This is a genomic window from Olivibacter sp. LS-1 (assembly GCF_008245145.1).
GTDB lineage: Bacteria > Bacteroidota > Bacteroidia > Sphingobacteriales > Sphingobacteriaceae > Olivibacter > Olivibacter oleidegradans.
This window is the reverse complement of sequence record NZ_CP041643.1, coordinates 3,284,807-3,301,870: the sequence shown is the minus strand read 5'-3', so window position 1 is coordinate 3,301,870 and position 17,064 is coordinate 3,284,807. Positions and strand designations below refer to the sequence as shown.

The following is a 17,064-nucleotide window of genomic DNA, read 5'->3' as shown; positions in this document are numbered from 1 at the left end:
CATCTTTGTTAAAAAGAGACGATATGAAATTCTTTATGACAGCTATTTTCATAAGCCTAAGCGGTTTATCTTCAATTAATGGTCAAACAAAAGAAACCAATCTGAAAACAATGAAACTGAACGCCGGTATTATTACAGACAAGATTCAAGAGAGCAAAACGTTCTACACTGAAATTCTTCAATTTGGAATTACTTTTGAAAACGATTTTTATCTTTTGTTGCATACCCCAAATGAATCAGCAGAAATAAGCTTTTTAAAACCTTATCACGCCAGTCAACAACCGTTATTTCATGATCCATTTAATGGCAAAGGCCTTTACCTGACGATAGAAGTAGATAATGTTGAGGAGATGTATCGACAATTGAAGAGCAAGGGGGTAGAAATAAAAATAGACTTGCGTGAAGAGCCGTGGGGTGATCGACATTTTGCAATTCAGGATCCCAATGGTATCGGAGTCGATATAGTACAGTATACCGAACAAAAAAACTAACCCGCATTTTTATCTGTCTGTCCGTTTTCAACACATTTTATGCAAACCAATATATTTTCTATTTTAGCTGAAAATTTGGCATTGCTAAAGATGCCCTTAAATTTTAAGGATAGGAAAACCCTTTTTAGGTAATACAAGTTAGCGTTTGTTATTGCGATCACCACTATGGAAAGCATACAGATAAATCGAGAGGCTTTAATTGAACGGTTTCCCGGCAAAGGAGGATGGTCATATATTTTGATTCCGGAGATATCGCCCGATTATCGTAATCATTTCGGACAAGTAAAAGTAAGCGGATCTATTGACAGTTACATGCTTGACAAAGTGATCCTCATGCCTATGGGCGACGGCAAATTATTTCTACCACTTAATGCCGGTATTCGCAAACAGCTGCAGAAGCAAGTAGGCGACACCGTACAGCTCAAAATCTATTTGAACAAATCCGCTCGGATAACAGAAACGGATTTCATAGAAATTTTAGCGGATGAGCCGGCTGCATTCCGGTTTTATGCTGCACTAGCGGACACGGAAAAGCAGTCATATCTCGATTGGATCAATGAAACAAAAAACGAAGAGGCGCAAATTGCTCGCATAGCCGATTCTGTAAACGCGCTTTATGAACGGAGCCGGTACGATAGGTCCGGCAAATAATTAGGCCGCCCATTTTTTATTCAAAAAATGAATGGACAACAAATTGCTCATAGCGTCCTATTGGCGTTACACCTGCATTCCCCTGTAAATTGAAAATATAAACTTCTAAAAGATATTTCAGAACTAGCAGCAGCGGCTATAACATACTGAAATCCCGTGCTTCCTCTCGTTTGTAATCCCTGTCTTTCCCAACGAATCTTCTTTCAACAAATCAGTGCAACACACGATAAAGGGAAAATGTGCGTTGAAAAAAGATGATATTTCGTAGAATGTACTAACTTTGGCGTACCATGTATATCATTAAGGTAAAAGGTGTAGCAAAAATTCCGGACTATGTACAGCTGCGAGATGAAAATTTTACGCTCTTAGCATATTTTCGTGTAGACCGACCGGATAAGTCGTTAGAAAAAATAGGACTGGGAGATAAAGCATCGTACATAATGAAAATAGTTGAGGAGTTACCTTTTGGAAAAATAAAAGAAATAGAACTGTAACATGATTCCAAGTACCGTTATCAAACTTAAAAATATAGATATCTATCAACAGAAGCATCTTGTACTGTCAAATGTAAATTTACAGATTGATTCGGGCGAGTTTGTTTTTATGATCGGTCAAACCGGCTCGGGAAAGAGTAGCCTACTGAAAGTTATTTATGGCGATCTTCCCATATCGACAGGAGACGGATTAGTTGCCGGCTTCGACCTTGGTCGATTACATGACAGAGACATTCCATTCTTACGAAGAAAACTAGGGATTGTTTTTCAGGATTTTCATTTACTGACTGACCGCACAGTTGAAAAGAATCTGGAATTTGTAATGCGAGCCACTGGTTGGAAAGACAAGAACTTAATAAGAGAACGTATGTTTGATGTCTTAGATAAAGTTGGTTTACGTTCAAAGTTGAAGAAGATGCCCCATGAATTATCCGGCGGTGAACAGCAACGGGTAGTAATCGCCCGTGCGTTACTGAACGATCCGGAAATCATTCTTGCCGACGAACCTACAGGTAATTTAGATCCTAATACATCAGAAGAAATTGTCTTATTGCTAAAAGAAATCAGTCGGGCAGGTACAGCCGTTTTAATGGCTACCCATGATTATCAGATTATCCGCAACATGCCTTCCCGCATTGTTAAAACAGAATCCGGTATACTACATGATAACGTAACCATTTCCTAGCGACATTTTGCTTTAGCTGCCTACTGACAATCGTTGACATAATGCGTCATTATGTTCGTATTGAGTAACAAAGACTGACAGACTGGCTGTCTGCTATGCATTGGCAGAGGTTTTGTGCTGAAAAAAATATTTTTGAACTGCTTTTTAGAATTATGGAAGAACAACGCAAAAAGGAAAATATTGAGGAAAATCAAAATCTCGAGAACAAGGATATCGCGGAAGAGTTGGAATCAGTGAATGAAGCGCGCCAACATACGAAAGCAGGTCTTAACGATGATGTAGAAGAGGCCGAAGCGGATGTAGAAGTGGAGCAAGAGGAAAAACTTCAGCAAGAATTGACAGAAGCCAACAATAAATATCTTCGTTTGTACGCAGAGTTTGATAATTATAAGCGCCGGACCTCCAAGGAGCGAGTGGAGCTATTGCAAACAGCGGGTAAAGAAGTTATCGGCGACTTATTGACGGTATTGGACGATTTCGAGCGTGCACGTAAATCAATGGAAAATGCGCAGGACATCCCTTCTGTAAAAGAAGGTGTCGAACTCGTTTATCAAAAGCTTAAGTCTATCCTTAACAGAAAAGGATTAAAAGAAATGGAGTCAGTTGGACAAGAATTTAATGCTGATCTACATGAAGCAATAACGCGAATTCCTGCCCCAACACCCGAGCTGGTTGGAAAGATAATCGATGAGGTAGAGAAAGGTTATTTCCTTAACGATAAAGTTCTGCGCTACGCCAAAGTAGTAGTAGGTAGCGAATCATTATAAAGATGGCAAAGAGAGATTATTACGACGTATTAGGTGTATCAAAAAATGCAGAACAAGCTGAAATAAAATCAGCTTATAGAAAACTGGCAATAAAATATCACCCTGATAAAAACCCAAACAACAAGGAAGCGGAAGAGAAATTTAAAGAAGCTGCCGAGGCCTATGAAGTGTTAAGTAATCCGGAGAAACGTCAACGCTATGATCGTTTTGGTCATGCCGGGAACAGTGCGAGCGGCGGTTATGGAGGAGGTATGAATATGGAAGATATCTTCAGTAATTTTGGGGATATCTTTGGAGGAGGCAACCCCTTTGAAAGTTTCTTTGGAGGGGGGCAATCACGCGGAGGAAGGCGAGCTGTAAAAGGAACGAATCTTCGCATAAAGGTAAAGCTTACCTTGGAGGAAATCGCAAAAGGCGTTGAGAAGAAAATCAAGGTAAACAAGCAAGTTGTTTGTAAAACTTGCGATGGCAGCGGTGCTAAAGATAGGTCTTCAACTTCTACTTGCCGCACATGCGGCGGTACGGGGAGTGTAAGGCGGGTGACTAACACCATATTAGGGCAAATGCAAACAACAAGTACTTGCCCTACCTGTAACGGTGAAGGAGTTGAGATCACAGCTAAGTGTACTACCTGCCACGGCGAAGGATTGGTACGTGGAGAAGAAACCATCAGCATCAATATCCCTGCAGGTGTAAGCGAAGGCATGCAGTTATCGATGAGCGGTAAAGGAAATGCCGCTCCTCGCGGAGGTGTACCGGGCGATCTCATCATATTGATAGAGGAAATTCCGCATGAGATTTTGAAACGTGACGGAAATAATGTTATATATGATCTTTATATAAGTTTCGTAGATGCCGCGCTTGGCGCCAGTATAGAAGTACCAACTATCGACGGTAAAGCGAAAATAAAAATAGATCCTGGCACGCAGGGAGGTAAAATTCTTCGTCTAAAAGGCAAAGGCATTCCAGAGGTAAATTCTTATCACAAAGGAGATCAGCTAATATACGTAAATGTGTGGACGCCAAAAGCGCTTTCCCAAACAGAGAGAGAGCAATTAGAAAAATTAAGAGAATCGCCGAATTTCAAGCCCCAACCCGGGAAAAATGAAAAAAGCTTTTTCGAACGTGTAAAAGAATTCTTCGAATAAGATGTTAGCATAAAATAAAAAAACGCCGAACGCAATGGTTCGACGTTTTTTTTTGCTTCTTGGTAACCACCTATTTTAACTTATGCCTGCCAATCTCTATACTGTCATTGTCAATGTTGACAAAAATAGACAAATAGTCAGTTTATACCGCATAATCGATTTTGTCATTTAAAAAACATACGATCAGTAAACGAGTAAGTTATATAATTATTGTAAAAAGCAAATAAAATTGCACTTTCTTTTAATTGTCATAGAAGTTTAAGATTGGTTGCTTATACAACTTTATACAAGCTCTACGTCATATTTGGCACATAAGTTGACTAATGCACGGTGAAAGTCAGTCGAAGCACTGACTATAACGTTAACAAATTTATATTAAACATGAAAAAATTATTTTTAACTCTAACTGCCGCTGTAGCACTAGCTTTTACAGCCAACGCACAAACTGAAAAAGGTAAACTCTTCCTAGGAGGATCTGTTGGTTATAATTACAACAAAGTGAATGGCACGGACCATTCAAACCAGAGTTTCAACATTGTTCCTAATGTAGGATACTTTATCAGCGATAATTTCGCAATTGGTACCGGTGTCGGTTATCGCTATGGTCAGTACTACACTGACGGTGCAAATGATGTGGATTTGAAAGTTAAGCAAGGAGCTTTTGTAGTCGCACCTTTTGCTCGTGCCTATAAAGGAAATGAAATGTTCAAATTCTTTGGTCAACTTTCTGTTCCCATGGCTTTTGGAAGCACAAAAGTAGATGGCACAAAAGTGTCTAGCACAACTAGTTTCGGAGCACAGCTTTCTCCCGGTTTAGCATTCTTTCCACATAAAAATGTAGGTATTGAATTAAGTGTACGTGGTCTTTACTACGGTAATGACAGGATTAAAGATGAGGCGACCGGATCTAAACAAATTACCAATTCTTTTGGTTTAGCTAGTGATTTCTTTGCACCTCAATTAGGAGTACAATTTTATTTCTAAACTTTTACGCAGCGAAACCAAAAGGGATGTGCAAAGCACATCCCTTTTTTTATATATCATATGTTGTAACAAATAAGCACCTCGCCTATCTAAACGGTACAAGATAAAATGCTCATGCTGTCAATCAACAACATCGTAAAGCAATATGCGGAGCATCGAGCCTTAGATGACGTGTCCATGCATATTGAAAAGGGCACCATCTTTGGATTACTCGGTCCGAACGGTGCAGGAAAAACTTCTCTTATTCGAATTATCACACAGATTACCGCTCCTGATAGTGGATATATAATGTTCAATGGTGATGTGCTCCAACCGGAACACATTAGCAAGATAGGTTATTTACCGGAAGAACGCGGACTTTATAAAAAAATGCAGATCGGTGATCAATTGCTTTACTTAGCTCAACTAAAAGGTTTGTCAAAAGAAGAGGCGAAAAAGCGAATCAAACATTGGTTCGAGAAGATGGAAATGCAGTCTTGGTGGAGTAAGAAAGTGGAAGACCTAAGCAAAGGAATGCAACAAAAGGTACAATTTGTTGCAACGGTACTTCATCAACCGGAGCTACTGATTTTGGATGAGCCTTTTTCCGGTTTCGACCCGGTAAATGCTGAAATTATAAAAAAAGAAATACTGGAACTACATAGCAATGGCACCACCATTATTTTTTCTACTCATCGTATGGAATCAGTAGAAGAACTTTGCGATAATATTGCGCTCATTAATAAGTCCAGAAAAATCTTGGATGGCCCGGTTATTGACATAAAAAACAGTTATCGGGAAAACAAATATAAAATAACATATATAGGCGCGCAGGTTATCGATCCAAATGATACGCTATTTACCGTGGAAAAACGACTTACGGATAATCATGTAACCACACTGTATCTAAAAATAGCAGAGGGAAAAACGATCAATCATATGCTCTCCTACCTAATCGCCCAGGTTGAAATACAACATGTAGAAGAAATCATTCCTACCATCCATGAGATTTTTATAAAAGAAGTAACGTCTATCAACGCCAACTAGCAGCATAATGAATAAAATAGTTCTTATTATACAACGAGAGTATTTAAGCCGTGTAAAAAAGAAATCATTTTTAGTGACGACCTTCCTCGTTCCCTTCTTGTTTATCGCTATGTACGCGCTTATTTTTTATGTCGCATTAAACAATCGAGAACCTATTACAACGGTTTATGTAGTAGATCAGTCAGGCTTTGTGGCGAACAAATTAGAAGACACGGAACATCTGTTATTTCTAAGCACAGATGAATCAATTGCTAGCTTGAAAAAGAAAATGGAACGTGGTGAAACAAGCTCGCTACTCCTGGTTGTCCCGGCCGGTGTGGCGACCTCCCAAACTGTTGAGCTATACGACACCGAAAAAAAAGGTATAGGTACCATCAACACGCTTGAGTCAAAATTAAATGACATACTAAGAGCGAAAGCTCTAGCTGACGCAGGAATTGACATAAATACCTTAAACGGTATAAAGCCGGCTGTGTCCATCAAATCAAAAGAACTTACGGTGGATGGAGAAAAGGACAGCCATGTTGGGACGGCCATCGGAATTAGCTTTGGCTTATCAATCCTAATCTACATATCCCTGTTTTTATATGGAAATCAGGTAATGCGTGGCATTATAGAAGAAAAGAGTAACCGGATTATCGAAGTAGTTATTTCCTCAGTAAAACCTTTTCAGCTGATGATGGGTAAAATTATCGGCGTTGGCCTGGTCGGAGTTACCCAATTTGTTCTTTGGATTATTCTCTCTGTAAGCTTCATGGCCGCAACCTCTGCCGTAATGATCAATTCTAAACCCGAAATGCATACGTCCGTTAAGATGCAAGATGGGATTGGTAACGGTGAGGTAAAGCAGAACAATCAAGAAAGGCAGTCAAAAATGGAGGCTATTGTACAACAGATCAAAGCCATTGATTATCCTTACGTATTAGGTTGTTTTTTGATCTATTTCATTGGCGGTTATCTGCTATACAGTGCCCTATTCGCCATGGTAGGATCAGCGGTAGATAGCGAAACGGAAACCCAACAATTTATGCTGCCCATTATCATGCCGCTATTGTTTACCTATATGCTTTCTTTTTCCGTACTAATCAATAATCCACATGGTTCCTTGGCCTTTTGGTTAAGCATGGTTCCCTTCACCTCACCTATCGGTATGTTGGTTAGAATTCCATTTGGAGTCCCCGTTTGGCAACTATTGCTGTCAATCGCCTTGTTGGTTATTGGCTTTTTGTTAACAACTTATGCAGCCGCGAGGGTTTACCGCGTTGGAATTTTAATGTATGGTAAAAAGGCAAGCTATAAAGAACTATTCAAATGGTTTAGGTACAAAGGTTGAACGCTTTTTCGAACGCTAGTTTTGTCATTTTTGCAATTCCATTAGGAAACAAAATAAATAAAGGACAACTTTGCGCTATTTATTTTGAACACTATATAGATGAATCAAGAAACGCTCGATAAGCTAAACATACTTAATGAAAAAACAAGCGGTAAATATAAAGCGCTCCTTTATGATTGCGATGGAACTTTAGCAGACAATATGCTTGCTCATAAATTGTCATACAAAGAGGCCGCAGCTAAATATGGAATAAATTTGGACACCGACATTATCGATGAACTGGCCGGCTGGCCAACCAGACTTGTTGCCGATGAAATCAGTAGACGTTATAATGTGATGTTGCCGGATACGTTCTCCAAAGAAAAGACGGCAGTATTCTTCGAAAAATACATTGATACAACCGAACCTATCGCTTACGTTACTGAGCACTTAAAAGCAAATGCAGGCAATGTACACATCGGTGTTGTATCAGGAGGTACGCGCACTACCGTACAGCGGACGCTATCAGTACTCGGTTTGACAGACTACATAGAAGTGCTTGTTTGTGCCGGCGAAACGCCTAATGGAAAACCCTTTCCGGATCCTTTTCTCGCCGCCGCCGAAAAATTAGGAGTGGCGCCTAAAGACTGCATTGTTTTCGAAGATGGTGATCCTGGAGTAGCCGCTGCAGAAGCTGCCGGCATGGATTGGGTCCGAATTGACAAAATTTGATGTAAAGAATTCCCTGTTTAGCATCTGTTTTTAATGTTAATAAAGTTTACGCTGCCACAATAAAACTTCAGATTTTTTATAGAGATTTGCTTGACAGGTCTAGTATTAACGCTCGACACGCTAACCGGAAAAGCTATTTAACATTTTTTTACATTTATTTTAACTATTCATTTTAGATATTTACCGCATGTTTAGAAGAATTAAGAGTAGGTTTCTTCGTTACTTATTGATTTTCATCTATTTCGTCATAATCTTCTTATGTGCTATCGAGTTAAATTTTTTAGGTCTTTTCGGCTATTCCCCTACTGCACAAGATATTAAAGCACCTACGCTTCACGTAGCCTCCGAATTATATACAGCGGATGGTAAGTTAATCGGTCGTTATTTTAAAGAAAACCGATCCCCCGTAGTTTATGATAGTATTTCAAAAAGCATTACACAAGCTTTAGTCGCCACAGAGGATATACGATTTTTTAAACATAACGGTGTCGACTTTATTGCAGTAGCATCCAGTCTATTATCTACTGCACAAGGAGATAAACGCGGAGGCAGTACCATTACCCAGCAGTTGGCAAAGAATCTCTTTCGGACTCGTTATAATCAATCGGCCGGTTTATTAGGTAATATTCCGGGTGTTCGAATGCTAATCATTAAAATAAAAGAATGGTTTACAGCTATCAAATTGGAGCGTCGCTACAGCAAAGAGGAAATCCTGACAATGTATTTAAATACGGTGTCATTTGGCAATAATACGTATGGTATCAAAACGGCGGCAAAACGATACTTCAATCAAAACACCAATGATGTTACGCCGCCCCAGGCAGCCCTTTTAATAGGCATGCTCAAAGCAACCACTCTTTATAATCCGGTACGAAATCCCAAACGCTCTTTAGAAAGACGGAATATCGTCCTATCTCAAATGCAAAAGGCAGGCTTCATTTCACCTTCACAACTTAAACAATACAGGCAATCACCTATTGATCTAAGCTTAGGTACAGTAGATGAAGTGGGGAAGGAAGATTCTTATCTGCGTGGTGCGGTAGAGCGGTTTATCGAAAAATGGTGCGATGAGAACGGTTATGACCTTTACGAAGATGGGCTTAAGATTTATACAACCATTGATTCCAGATTGCAGCGCTATGCGGAGGAAGCAGCCTACGATCAAATGGCTGTTCTACAAAAAAGGTTGGAAAATACTTGGGGGAAAGAGCTACCATGGCGCGATTCCAAAGGAGAAGTAATTGAAAACTTTTTGGAAAATTTGGCAAAAAGGCTTCCAATTTACTCTTTTCTTGACAAGAAATTCAAGCACAACCAAGACAGTATTCTTTTTTACCTGAATCAACCAAAACCGATGAAAGTTTTCACTTGGGACGGTATGAACGAAGTTGAGTATTCCACGATGGATTCGCTTGCACATTATGCGAAAATGCTTAACACCGGCATGATGGTAATGGACCCTTATAGTTCGGAGATAAAAGTATGGGTGGGTGGTATTAACCATCAATTTTATAAATATGACCATGTTAATCAAGCGAAGCGCCAAGCGGGGTCGACATTTAAACCATTTGCCTATTTAACCGCCCTGGAACAGGGGATGTCACCTTGTGATAAATTTCAGGACAAGGCGGTAAAAATCAATTATGTTGAGAACGGTGAAGCAAAAACATGGGAACCGAAAAACGCCGATTGGACCTTTTCGGGCATCAATATGTCTTTACGCTGGGCTATGGGTAGGTCCATTAATTCCGTAACGGCCCAAATAACAGAAAAAGTTGGCTGGGATAATGTGGTAAAGACTGCCCACAAATGCGGCATAACCAGCCATTTAGAATCGGTGCCGTCGGTAAGTTTAGGATCAAATGACGTAACGGTTTATGAGATGGTAAGCGCCTATGCTACCTTTTTGAATAAAGGGAATCATGCAGAACCCATTTTGGTCAAGCGTATCACAGACCAAGATGGTCATTCTTTAGCAGAATTTAAACCAAAGACAAAAAGGGTCATTAGTGAAGAAATCGCTTGGTTGATGACTTATATGCTTCGCGGGACGATGGAAGAACCGGGAGGGACATCGCAAGCCTTATGGGAATGGGATCTGTGGAAAAAGGGTAATCAAATAGGCGGAAAAACGGGAACCTCTTCCGACTATGTGGATGGATGGTATATGGGTATCACGAAAGACTTAGTGGCCGGTGTTTGGGTTGGAAATGATGAACGCAGCATACACTTCCGAAATTCGGCAACCGGAGAAGGTTCGCGCACGGCCCTTCCAATCTTTGCTAAGTTTATGGAAAAATTATACCACGACCCGGAAAGCGGCTATACTTACGGCCCTCTTCCCGAGCCAACTGTGGCGATTACACGCGAATATAAGTGCCCAAGCCCGCGGATACGGATTCCGGACAGCACACGAGCAGATAGCCTCCCTCCCATTCTGAGTCCGATTTTGGAACCGCACAGTGAAGATGAGCTTCAACGAATCAATGAACAGCTTAAACAACAGCCGAATGAATAGAAGAAACCGAGTTTAAGTTGCGCAAATAAATTCTAAACGCTAAATTAGTATCCCAAATTGTACCTAAGCATCATATGAAGCACCTTATTCCGGCAAAAAAGAGATTTTACAAAACTATTTGGGCAATAGCCTTTACATTTTGTTTCATACCTACCGTTTTTGGACAATATTTTGGCCAAAATAAGATGCGATATAAAGCATTGGATTTTAAAGTAAAGCAATCACCCCATTTCGATTTCTATACTTATCTAAAAAACGATAGTCTATTAACTCGTTTCATGCAAGAAAGTGAGCTTTGGTACGAACTGCATCAGCAAGTTTTTAGAGATACATTTCTTCGGAAGAATCCCCTCATACTTTATAATAACCATCCGGACTTTCAACAAACTACTGCTATTGGCGGAGAAATAAGTATAGGTACGGGAGGTGTTACAGAAGGGCTCAAGAATCGCGTAGTAATGCCGATTATGCAAATCAATAACCAGACACGCCATGTTCTGGGGCACGAGTTGGTCCACGCCTTTCAATATCATTCCCTTATTGAAGGCGATTCAACCAAGCTGGAAAATATAGGAAATCTCCCTCTTTGGATGGTGGAAGGAATGGCCGAATATTTATCCGTCGGAAAAAAGGATGCTTTTACCGCCATGTGGATGCGAGATGCTTATTTAAATAAGGATATTCCGAGCCTTAGAGACTTAACAGAAAGCAATAAGTATTTCCCTTACCGCTATGGTCAAGCATTCTGGGCTTACATCGGTTCTACTTACGGGGATACAGTGATTGTGCCTTTCTTCAAAAACACCGCTAAGTACGGATATCAAGCGGCGATTAAATACACCTTTGGATATGACGAACCTACGCTGTCAAATTTATGGCGTACAAGTATCGAAAATGCCTATAAACCGCTTCTAATCGATACGGCTCAAGTACCAAGGGGGCAAATGATCATTAATAATAAAAACGGGGGTAATATGAATGTTTCCCCAACCATTTCCCCCGACGGTAAATACGTCGCTTTCTTATCAGAAAAAGATCTCTTCAGTATTGATTTATTCTTAGCAGATGCCGGAACAGGTAAAATCATACGAAAGCTGAGTAGTCGACAGAATAATTCGCACATTGATGAGTTCAGTTATATAGAAAGTGCAGGATCCTTTTCCCATGACAGCAAGAAATTTGCGTTTAGTGTGTTTAGCCAAGGGCGCACGAAATTGTTGATAGTCGACGTGGAGACCGGTAAAACACTTGCTACAGAAAGTATGGGAGATATCGGTGAGTTTGCTAACATAACCTGGTCGCCCGATGGAAACCTCGTGGCATTCTCGGGACTTAAAAACGGATATAGTGATATCTACTTATATGATTTGTCAAATAAGAGCTCGACCCAACTTACCAACGACTGGTATTCCGATTACCATCCTAGTTTTTCAAGAGATGGTAAAAAAATTGTTTTCAGTACCGATCGTTTAAGCTTAGAAAGTGGTTACGAAGGAGTTGATATTCCATTGGGCTTAGCCATTATCGATATAAGTACAAAAGAAATCCGGAAGATCGATATCTTTCCGGGCGCCAATAACCTGAACCCCCAGTTCTCGGCAGATGATAAGCAACTTTATTTCCTGTCAAACCGTGATGGTTTCAGGAATCTATACCGTTACACGTTTTCGTCCGGAAAAACTGAACAGCTTACCGATTATTTTACAGGAATTAGCGGAATCACCGAATATTCACCTGCTTTAAGTGTATCTGCAAACGATGATATTCTCTACTCATATTACCGTTCGCAAAAATATACCATCTACAATGCTAAACCAAGCGACTTTACGGCGAAGGAGGTACCAAATAACGAAGTAAATTTTAACGCAGCGCTACTGCCACCTCCTCAATCACTGGGTGTAGATGTAGTTAATAGTAACCTTCGAAACTACAATATTTTTCAGCGTATTGGTAAGTCGCTCATAAAACCGGTACCATACAAACCAAAATTTCAATTAGACTATTTACAGGGAAGTGGTGTCGGCGTAGCCGTTGGCAGTAGATATGGCGCGGGCTTATCCAGTGGGATCCAAGGTATTTTCTCCGATATTTTAGGACGAAATCAATTATTTGCCGGGGTTGCTATTAATGGGGAGGTATATGATTTTGGCGGTCAATTTGCCTATATCAATCAAAAGGGAAGAATCAGTTGGGGAGGGTCTATTTCTCATATTCCTTTTATGTCCGGATTGATGAGCTATGGGAATGAGGAAATTAACGGAAACACCTATTTTACGGAGAATACGGATATTATACGTACTTTCCAAACACAGATAGACGCTTTTGCCGCTTACCCCCTATCGAGAACAACTAGATTTGAACTGGGGGGCGCAGTAGCCCGCTACAGCTATCGGATTGATCGATTCTCTAATTATTACGACCCCAATACATTCTATTTCTTAGGCAGTGACAGAAGAAAATTATCAAAAGAAGAAGCGAGCAGAACCTATGGAGGTAATTTTAATTCTTTTACCTTGCAGCAACTAAATGCGGCCTTTGTTGGTGATAATTCTTATTTTGGTGTAGCTGCCCCTTTAAGTGGTTATCGGTATAGATTAGCTGCCGAAAAGTATTTCGGCGATTTTAATTTTACCGCCTACACCGCTGACCTGCGCAAGTATCACCGTATTAAGCCTATCTCCCTGGCTGCGCGTGCTTACACATACATGCGTGTTGGTAGTGGTGAGGATCAATTATATCCGCTCTATATAGGCTATCCATTTCTCATCAGGGGCTATGAATCTGCGTCATTCTACAATAATAACGGCAACGTTTATCAAGGGTACAATGTGAATCAATTGATGGGTTCCAGAATAGCGGTAGTGAATCTAGAAGCAAGGTTACCATTTACAGGCCCGGAAAAGCTGGCAGCCATTAAATCCGGGCTACTATTCTCTGATTTAAATGTATTTTTTGATATGGGACTCGCTTGGAGTGCCGGAGATAAGATTGCTTTCAAAAGTAATCCGGATAAAATTGGCGAACAGGTTAACCCAGATGGATCAACTGTTGACATCTACGAACGAGTTCCTGCTATGAGTGCCGGAGTCTCTTTACGGGTTAACATCTTTGGTTACTTTGTTTTAGAACCGTATTATGCTGTTCCTTTTAACAGAAAGGATCTAAAATTTGGTACTTTTGGTCTTAACTTCGCGCCGGGATGGTAAATTGTTTTAATTGATTTGACCTTACACCGGCTTCATGCACACTCATCATCACCAAGCTCTCATCGAGGAAAAGCGAAGAGGTTGTTGTGGATTAGCAACTAAATTATCTATGCCTAAACATAAACTTAGATCCTGCCAATCTTTATTTTTTGCTCTAATAAGACGTTCTTTTTGAGAACGCGTAAAAGCAGATAACACATTGAAGCGAGCAATACCTAACTCCTCTGTATCAATTTCCTCAAAATAAACCAATCTGGAAACCTTGGCAGCTGTATCAAAAAAAAGTTGCCTATGCTCCTTATAAAATGTCATTGTTTTAAACAAATCATCGGTTAATCCTACATGTAAATATTGTCGGTTACAGTCTGTCAATATATATACAAATCGCTTCATAACAAAATACACTAATATTTTTCGCTAATTGAATTTTATTTACTAACTTTATTGGCACAATGATACTAACAATTTTAGTAAAAACAAAATTATTTTAAAAATGAGCAATATCGCATCAAATCTTAAATACCTCAGAAGAAAAAAGGGGCATACACAACAGCAATTCGCTGATTTAATGGAAATTAAGCGTTCTCTTGTTGGCGCTTATGAGGAAGATCGTGCGGAACCGAAATACGAGTTGCTAAAAAAATTCGCATCCTATTATGAGTTAACTATGGACGAACTTGTCAATGAAAAAATTGACGATAAATGGAAGCCTACTCCGAAGGGTGATTCATCCAGTGTCCGTGTTTTAAGTATTACGGTCAATGAGGATGATCGTGAAAATATTGAGCTTGTACCGGTTAAAGCGAGCGCAGGTTATCTAAATGGCTATGCCGATCCGGACTATATTAGTGAATTGCCAAAATTCAGATTGCCTTTCTTTAAACAAGGAACTTACCGCGCATTTGAATTGAAGGGAGATTCCATGCTTCCTTTACAACCTGGTACGGTTGTTATTTGCGAGTACGTTGAAGATTGGTTTGATGTTAAACCCAATCAGACTTACGTCATTATTTCGAAATCCGATGGAATTGTTTATAAAAGGATAGCGCATAAATTTAAGGAAGAGAAAGGATTGAAATTGCTTTCGGACAACAAAGTATATGAACCTTACTGGGTAGAAACACCGGATATTTTAGAAATATGGAAAGCCAAAGCATTTATTAGTACAGAATTTCCAGAACCGACGGCAGAGCCAAGCTTAGAAACTCTTACCACCATGATGGCACAAATGCAAAAAACAATAAGTGGTATGAAAACCGAATAAAATACTGTTCATCAAACCGAAAAAACAATATAACAGATGAAAAACATAACGGTAATTGGTTCAGGAACCATGGGTAACGGTATTGCGCACACCTTTGCTCTTCATGGCTATTCGGTATCTCTTGTAGACCTAAATGAGCAGGCCTTAACAAAAGCCATAGATATTATACAAAGAAATTTAGATAGGCAGATTAGTAAAAGTAAACTAACTGAAAATGAAAAAATCGCTACTTTAAATAATATAACGACGTTTACAGATTTAAAAGGAGCCGTTGCCGAGGCGGATCTGGTCATTGAAGCGGCAACAGAAAATGAGGCTGTCAAATCGCGCCTCTTTAATGAATTGGACGACCTTTGTGCTGATGCTACCATTTTAGCTTCTAATACTTCGTCTATTTCCATTACACAACTCGCTTCTAACACAAAAAGACCGGATAAAGTCATTGGTATGCATTTTATGAATCCGGTTCCAATGATGCAATTGGTTGAAGTGATAAGGGGTTATCGTACGAGTGAAGCAGTTACCATTACAATTTTTACTTTGGCAGCCAAACTTCAAAAAACACCTGTCATTGTACAAGACTACCCTGGTTTTATAGCCAATAGAATCCTCATGCCGATGATTAATGAAGCAATTTACAGCCTATATGAAGGCGTTGCCGGTGTGATGGAAATTGATACGGTTATGAAGCTCGGTATGGCGCATCCAATGGGCCCACTGCAATTAGCAGATTTTATAGGTTTGGATGTGTGTTTAGCTATTCTAAAGGTATTACACGAAGGTTTCGGAAATTCTAAATATGCGCCATGTCCGCTATTGACCAATATGGTAGCTGCGGGCCATCTGGGAAAAAAATCAACTATTGGATTTTATGATTATCGACAATCTGATGCCAAGGAACTTATAGTTGCTAGCAGGTTTTCGAATTCGAGATTCTAATATTTTCCTGATTCACTGACTTATAAATTCTTCACTCCTTTAGATTGTTGAAAGGTAGTGCGTTCTGTCAACGGCTGGCTCATCAGTTTAGCTATCAAATCGCTCCAACTGTTTTAATAAAGTTGCGAAATCTTTAGGGTACGGGGCCTCAAAACTATAGTCTTTTCCATTTATAGAGAAACTCAATGCTCTAGCATGTAAAGCAAATCGTTTCATAATTGGGAGTTCTTCTTGTCCTTTACTTAATGTATAGCCCCGTTTAATCTGTGAGAGATAAACGGGTTTGCCTTTATAAAGACTATCTCCTACAATAGATGCATGTTGCGTAGCGAGGTGAATTCTAATTTGGTGCATGCGACCCGTTATTGGCCTACACTCCACCAAAGTATAATGCTTAAAATAAGCAAGCGACTTAAACCACGTTTCGGCTAATTTGCCATTCGCTTTATCAATGGTAACGTTTTTATTACCCAGATTCAGAATTGGAAGGTCCACCTTTAGGTCCTCAAAGATGTGAGTTCCCCCAATAATAGCATGATAAATCTTTTTCACTCTTCTCTTCTCGAACTCGATAGAAACAGAGCGATAGGTATCAGGATTTTTAGCAATTAATAATAAACCGGAAGTTTCTTTGTCGATACGATGACAAACTTGCGCGTCCGCATGGTATGACTTCGCCATTCGAAGTATGTTAATTTCTCGCCCCTCTCTTTCATCCAGCGATGCAATAAATGGTGGTTTATTTACGACGATTAGATTATCATCTTCGAAAATGATGAGCTGATTGAACTTCGGAAATTTAAAATTAAGCGCTTTTTCTTCCATAGAAGTGCAAAGGTATAAAAAG

16 protein-coding genes are annotated in these 17,064 nt (G+C 39.8%); 14 read left to right on the top strand and 2 right to left on the bottom strand.

Annotated features, from left to right (window positions below):
* Positions 1-23 precede the first annotated feature (23 nt).
* The 12 genes from FKG96_RS13440 to FKG96_RS13380 all read left to right on the top strand — a co-directional run bounded on the left by FKG96_RS13440 (position 24) and on the right by FKG96_RS13380 (position 14,014).
* Positions 24-491, top strand: a complete 468-nt coding sequence (locus FKG96_RS13440; RefSeq protein ID WP_207303789.1) for a VOC family protein — start codon at positions 24-26, stop codon at positions 489-491.
* A gap of 165 nt (positions 492-656) precedes the next feature.
* Complete coding sequence (locus FKG96_RS13435) at positions 657-1,142, top strand: YdeI/OmpD-associated family protein (RefSeq protein WP_013666387.1); 486 nt, start codon at positions 657-659, stop codon at positions 1,140-1,142.
* A 290-nt stretch (positions 1,143-1,432) separates the two neighbouring features.
* Complete coding sequence (locus FKG96_RS13430; RefSeq protein ID WP_013666386.1) at positions 1,433-1,636, top strand: hypothetical protein; 204 nt, start codon at positions 1,433-1,435, stop codon at positions 1,634-1,636.
* A 1-nt stretch (position 1,637) separates the two neighbouring features.
* Positions 1,638-2,321 (top strand): cell division ATP-binding protein FtsE, encoded by a 684-nt coding sequence (locus FKG96_RS13425; RefSeq protein WP_013666385.1) that lies wholly within the window; start codon positions 1,638-1,640, stop codon positions 2,319-2,321.
* 152 nt (positions 2,322-2,473) lie between these two features.
* Positions 2,474-3,088 (top strand): nucleotide exchange factor GrpE, encoded by a 615-nt coding sequence (locus FKG96_RS13420; protein ID WP_013666384.1) that lies wholly within the window; start codon positions 2,474-2,476, stop codon positions 3,086-3,088.
* A gap of 2 nt (positions 3,089-3,090) precedes the next feature.
* On the top strand, positions 3,091-4,236 hold the full coding sequence (dnaJ, locus tag FKG96_RS13415; protein ID WP_013666383.1) for a molecular chaperone DnaJ: 1,146 nt from the start codon (positions 3,091-3,093) through the stop codon (positions 4,234-4,236).
* A gap of 381 nt (positions 4,237-4,617) precedes the next feature.
* Positions 4,618-5,220: an acyloxyacyl hydrolase gene (locus FKG96_RS13410; protein WP_130857413.1), complete on the top strand. Its 603-nt coding sequence runs from the start codon at positions 4,618-4,620 to the stop codon at positions 5,218-5,220.
* 114 nt (positions 5,221-5,334) lie between these two features.
* Positions 5,335-6,246: an ABC transporter ATP-binding protein gene (locus FKG96_RS13400; RefSeq protein ID WP_130857412.1), complete on the top strand. Its 912-nt coding sequence runs from the start codon at positions 5,335-5,337 to the stop codon at positions 6,244-6,246.
* Between the two features lie 7 nt (positions 6,247-6,253).
* Positions 6,254-7,579, top strand: coding sequence for an ABC transporter permease (locus FKG96_RS13395; protein ID WP_149105643.1), 1,326 nt, complete (start codon positions 6,254-6,256; stop codon positions 7,577-7,579).
* Between the two features lie 99 nt (positions 7,580-7,678).
* On the top strand, positions 7,679-8,290 hold the full coding sequence (locus FKG96_RS13390; RefSeq protein ID WP_013666379.1) for an HAD family phosphatase: 612 nt from the start codon (positions 7,679-7,681) through the stop codon (positions 8,288-8,290).
* Positions 8,291-8,477: 187 nt separating this feature from the next.
* On the top strand, positions 8,478-10,808 hold the full coding sequence (locus tag FKG96_RS13385) for a transglycosylase domain-containing protein (protein WP_130857410.1): 2,331 nt from the start codon (positions 8,478-8,480) through the stop codon (positions 10,806-10,808).
* Between the two features lie 74 nt (positions 10,809-10,882).
* Positions 10,883-14,014: a basic secretory protein-like protein gene (locus tag FKG96_RS13380; protein ID WP_130857409.1), complete on the top strand. Its 3,132-nt coding sequence runs from the start codon at positions 10,883-10,885 to the stop codon at positions 14,012-14,014.
* Between the two features lie 48 nt (positions 14,015-14,062).
* On the opposite strand, the gene FKG96_RS13375 is transcribed toward FKG96_RS13380, so the two are convergent.
* Entirely contained in the window at positions 14,063-14,326 is a 264-nt protein-coding gene (locus FKG96_RS13375) for a GIY-YIG nuclease family protein (protein WP_246860281.1), read from the bottom strand.
* A gap of 181 nt (positions 14,327-14,507) precedes the next feature.
* Here FKG96_RS13375 and FKG96_RS13370 point away from each other — a divergent pair, with 181 nt between their 5' ends.
* Both FKG96_RS13370 and FKG96_RS13365 read left to right on the top strand, forming a co-directional pair.
* Positions 14,508-15,278: a helix-turn-helix domain-containing protein gene (locus tag FKG96_RS13370; protein WP_013666375.1), complete on the top strand. Its 771-nt coding sequence runs from the start codon at positions 14,508-14,510 to the stop codon at positions 15,276-15,278.
* Positions 15,279-15,314: 36 nt separating this feature from the next.
* Positions 15,315-16,217 carry a 3-hydroxybutyryl-CoA dehydrogenase gene (locus tag FKG96_RS13365; RefSeq protein ID WP_130857407.1) on the top strand — a complete coding sequence of 301 codons (903 nt, stop codon included), beginning with the start codon at positions 15,315-15,317 and terminating at the stop codon, positions 16,215-16,217.
* An 87-nt stretch (positions 16,218-16,304) separates the two neighbouring features.
* Here the strand turns inward: FKG96_RS13365 and FKG96_RS13360 are convergent, their stop codons facing one another.
* Complete coding sequence (locus tag FKG96_RS13360) at positions 16,305-17,042, bottom strand: RluA family pseudouridine synthase (protein ID WP_013666373.1); 738 nt, start codon at positions 17,040-17,042, stop codon at positions 16,305-16,307.
* Positions 17,043-17,064 lie beyond the last annotated feature (22 nt).

Bases quoted from the DNA above. Each gene is read 5' to 3' on its own strand.
- FKG96_RS13440 (WP_207303789.1), top strand. From the start codon at position 24: ATGAAATTCTTTATGACAGCTATTTTCATAAGCCTAAGCGGTTTATCT.
- FKG96_RS13435 (WP_013666387.1), top strand. From the start codon at position 657: ATGGAAAGCATACAGATAAATCGAGAGGCTTTAATTGAACGGTTTCCC.
- FKG96_RS13430 (WP_013666386.1), top strand. From the start codon at position 1,433: ATGTATATCATTAAGGTAAAAGGTGTAGCAAAAATTCCGGACTATGTA.
- FKG96_RS13425 (WP_013666385.1), top strand. From the start codon at position 1,638: ATGATTCCAAGTACCGTTATCAAACTTAAAAATATAGATATCTATCAA.
- FKG96_RS13420 (WP_013666384.1), top strand. From the start codon at position 2,474: ATGGAAGAACAACGCAAAAAGGAAAATATTGAGGAAAATCAAAATCTC.
- dnaJ (WP_013666383.1), top strand. From the start codon at position 3,091: ATGGCAAAGAGAGATTATTACGACGTATTAGGTGTATCAAAAAATGCA.
- FKG96_RS13410 (WP_130857413.1), top strand. From the start codon at position 4,618: ATGAAAAAATTATTTTTAACTCTAACTGCCGCTGTAGCACTAGCTTTT.
- FKG96_RS13400 (WP_130857412.1), top strand. From the start codon at position 5,335: ATGCTGTCAATCAACAACATCGTAAAGCAATATGCGGAGCATCGAGCC.
- FKG96_RS13395 (WP_149105643.1), top strand. From the start codon at position 6,254: ATGAATAAAATAGTTCTTATTATACAACGAGAGTATTTAAGCCGTGTA.
- FKG96_RS13390 (WP_013666379.1), top strand. From the start codon at position 7,679: ATGAATCAAGAAACGCTCGATAAGCTAAACATACTTAATGAAAAAACA.
- FKG96_RS13385 (WP_130857410.1), top strand. From the start codon at position 8,478: ATGTTTAGAAGAATTAAGAGTAGGTTTCTTCGTTACTTATTGATTTTC.
- FKG96_RS13380 (WP_130857409.1), top strand. From the start codon at position 10,883: ATGAAGCACCTTATTCCGGCAAAAAAGAGATTTTACAAAACTATTTGG.
- FKG96_RS13375 (WP_246860281.1), bottom strand. From the start codon at position 14,326: ATGACATTTTATAAGGAGCATAGGCAACTTTTTTTTGATACAGCTGCC.
- FKG96_RS13370 (WP_013666375.1), top strand. From the start codon at position 14,508: ATGAGCAATATCGCATCAAATCTTAAATACCTCAGAAGAAAAAAGGGG.
- FKG96_RS13365 (WP_130857407.1), top strand. From the start codon at position 15,315: ATGAAAAACATAACGGTAATTGGTTCAGGAACCATGGGTAACGGTATT.
- FKG96_RS13360 (WP_013666373.1), bottom strand. From the start codon at position 17,042: ATGGAAGAAAAAGCGCTTAATTTTAAATTTCCGAAGTTCAATCAGCTC.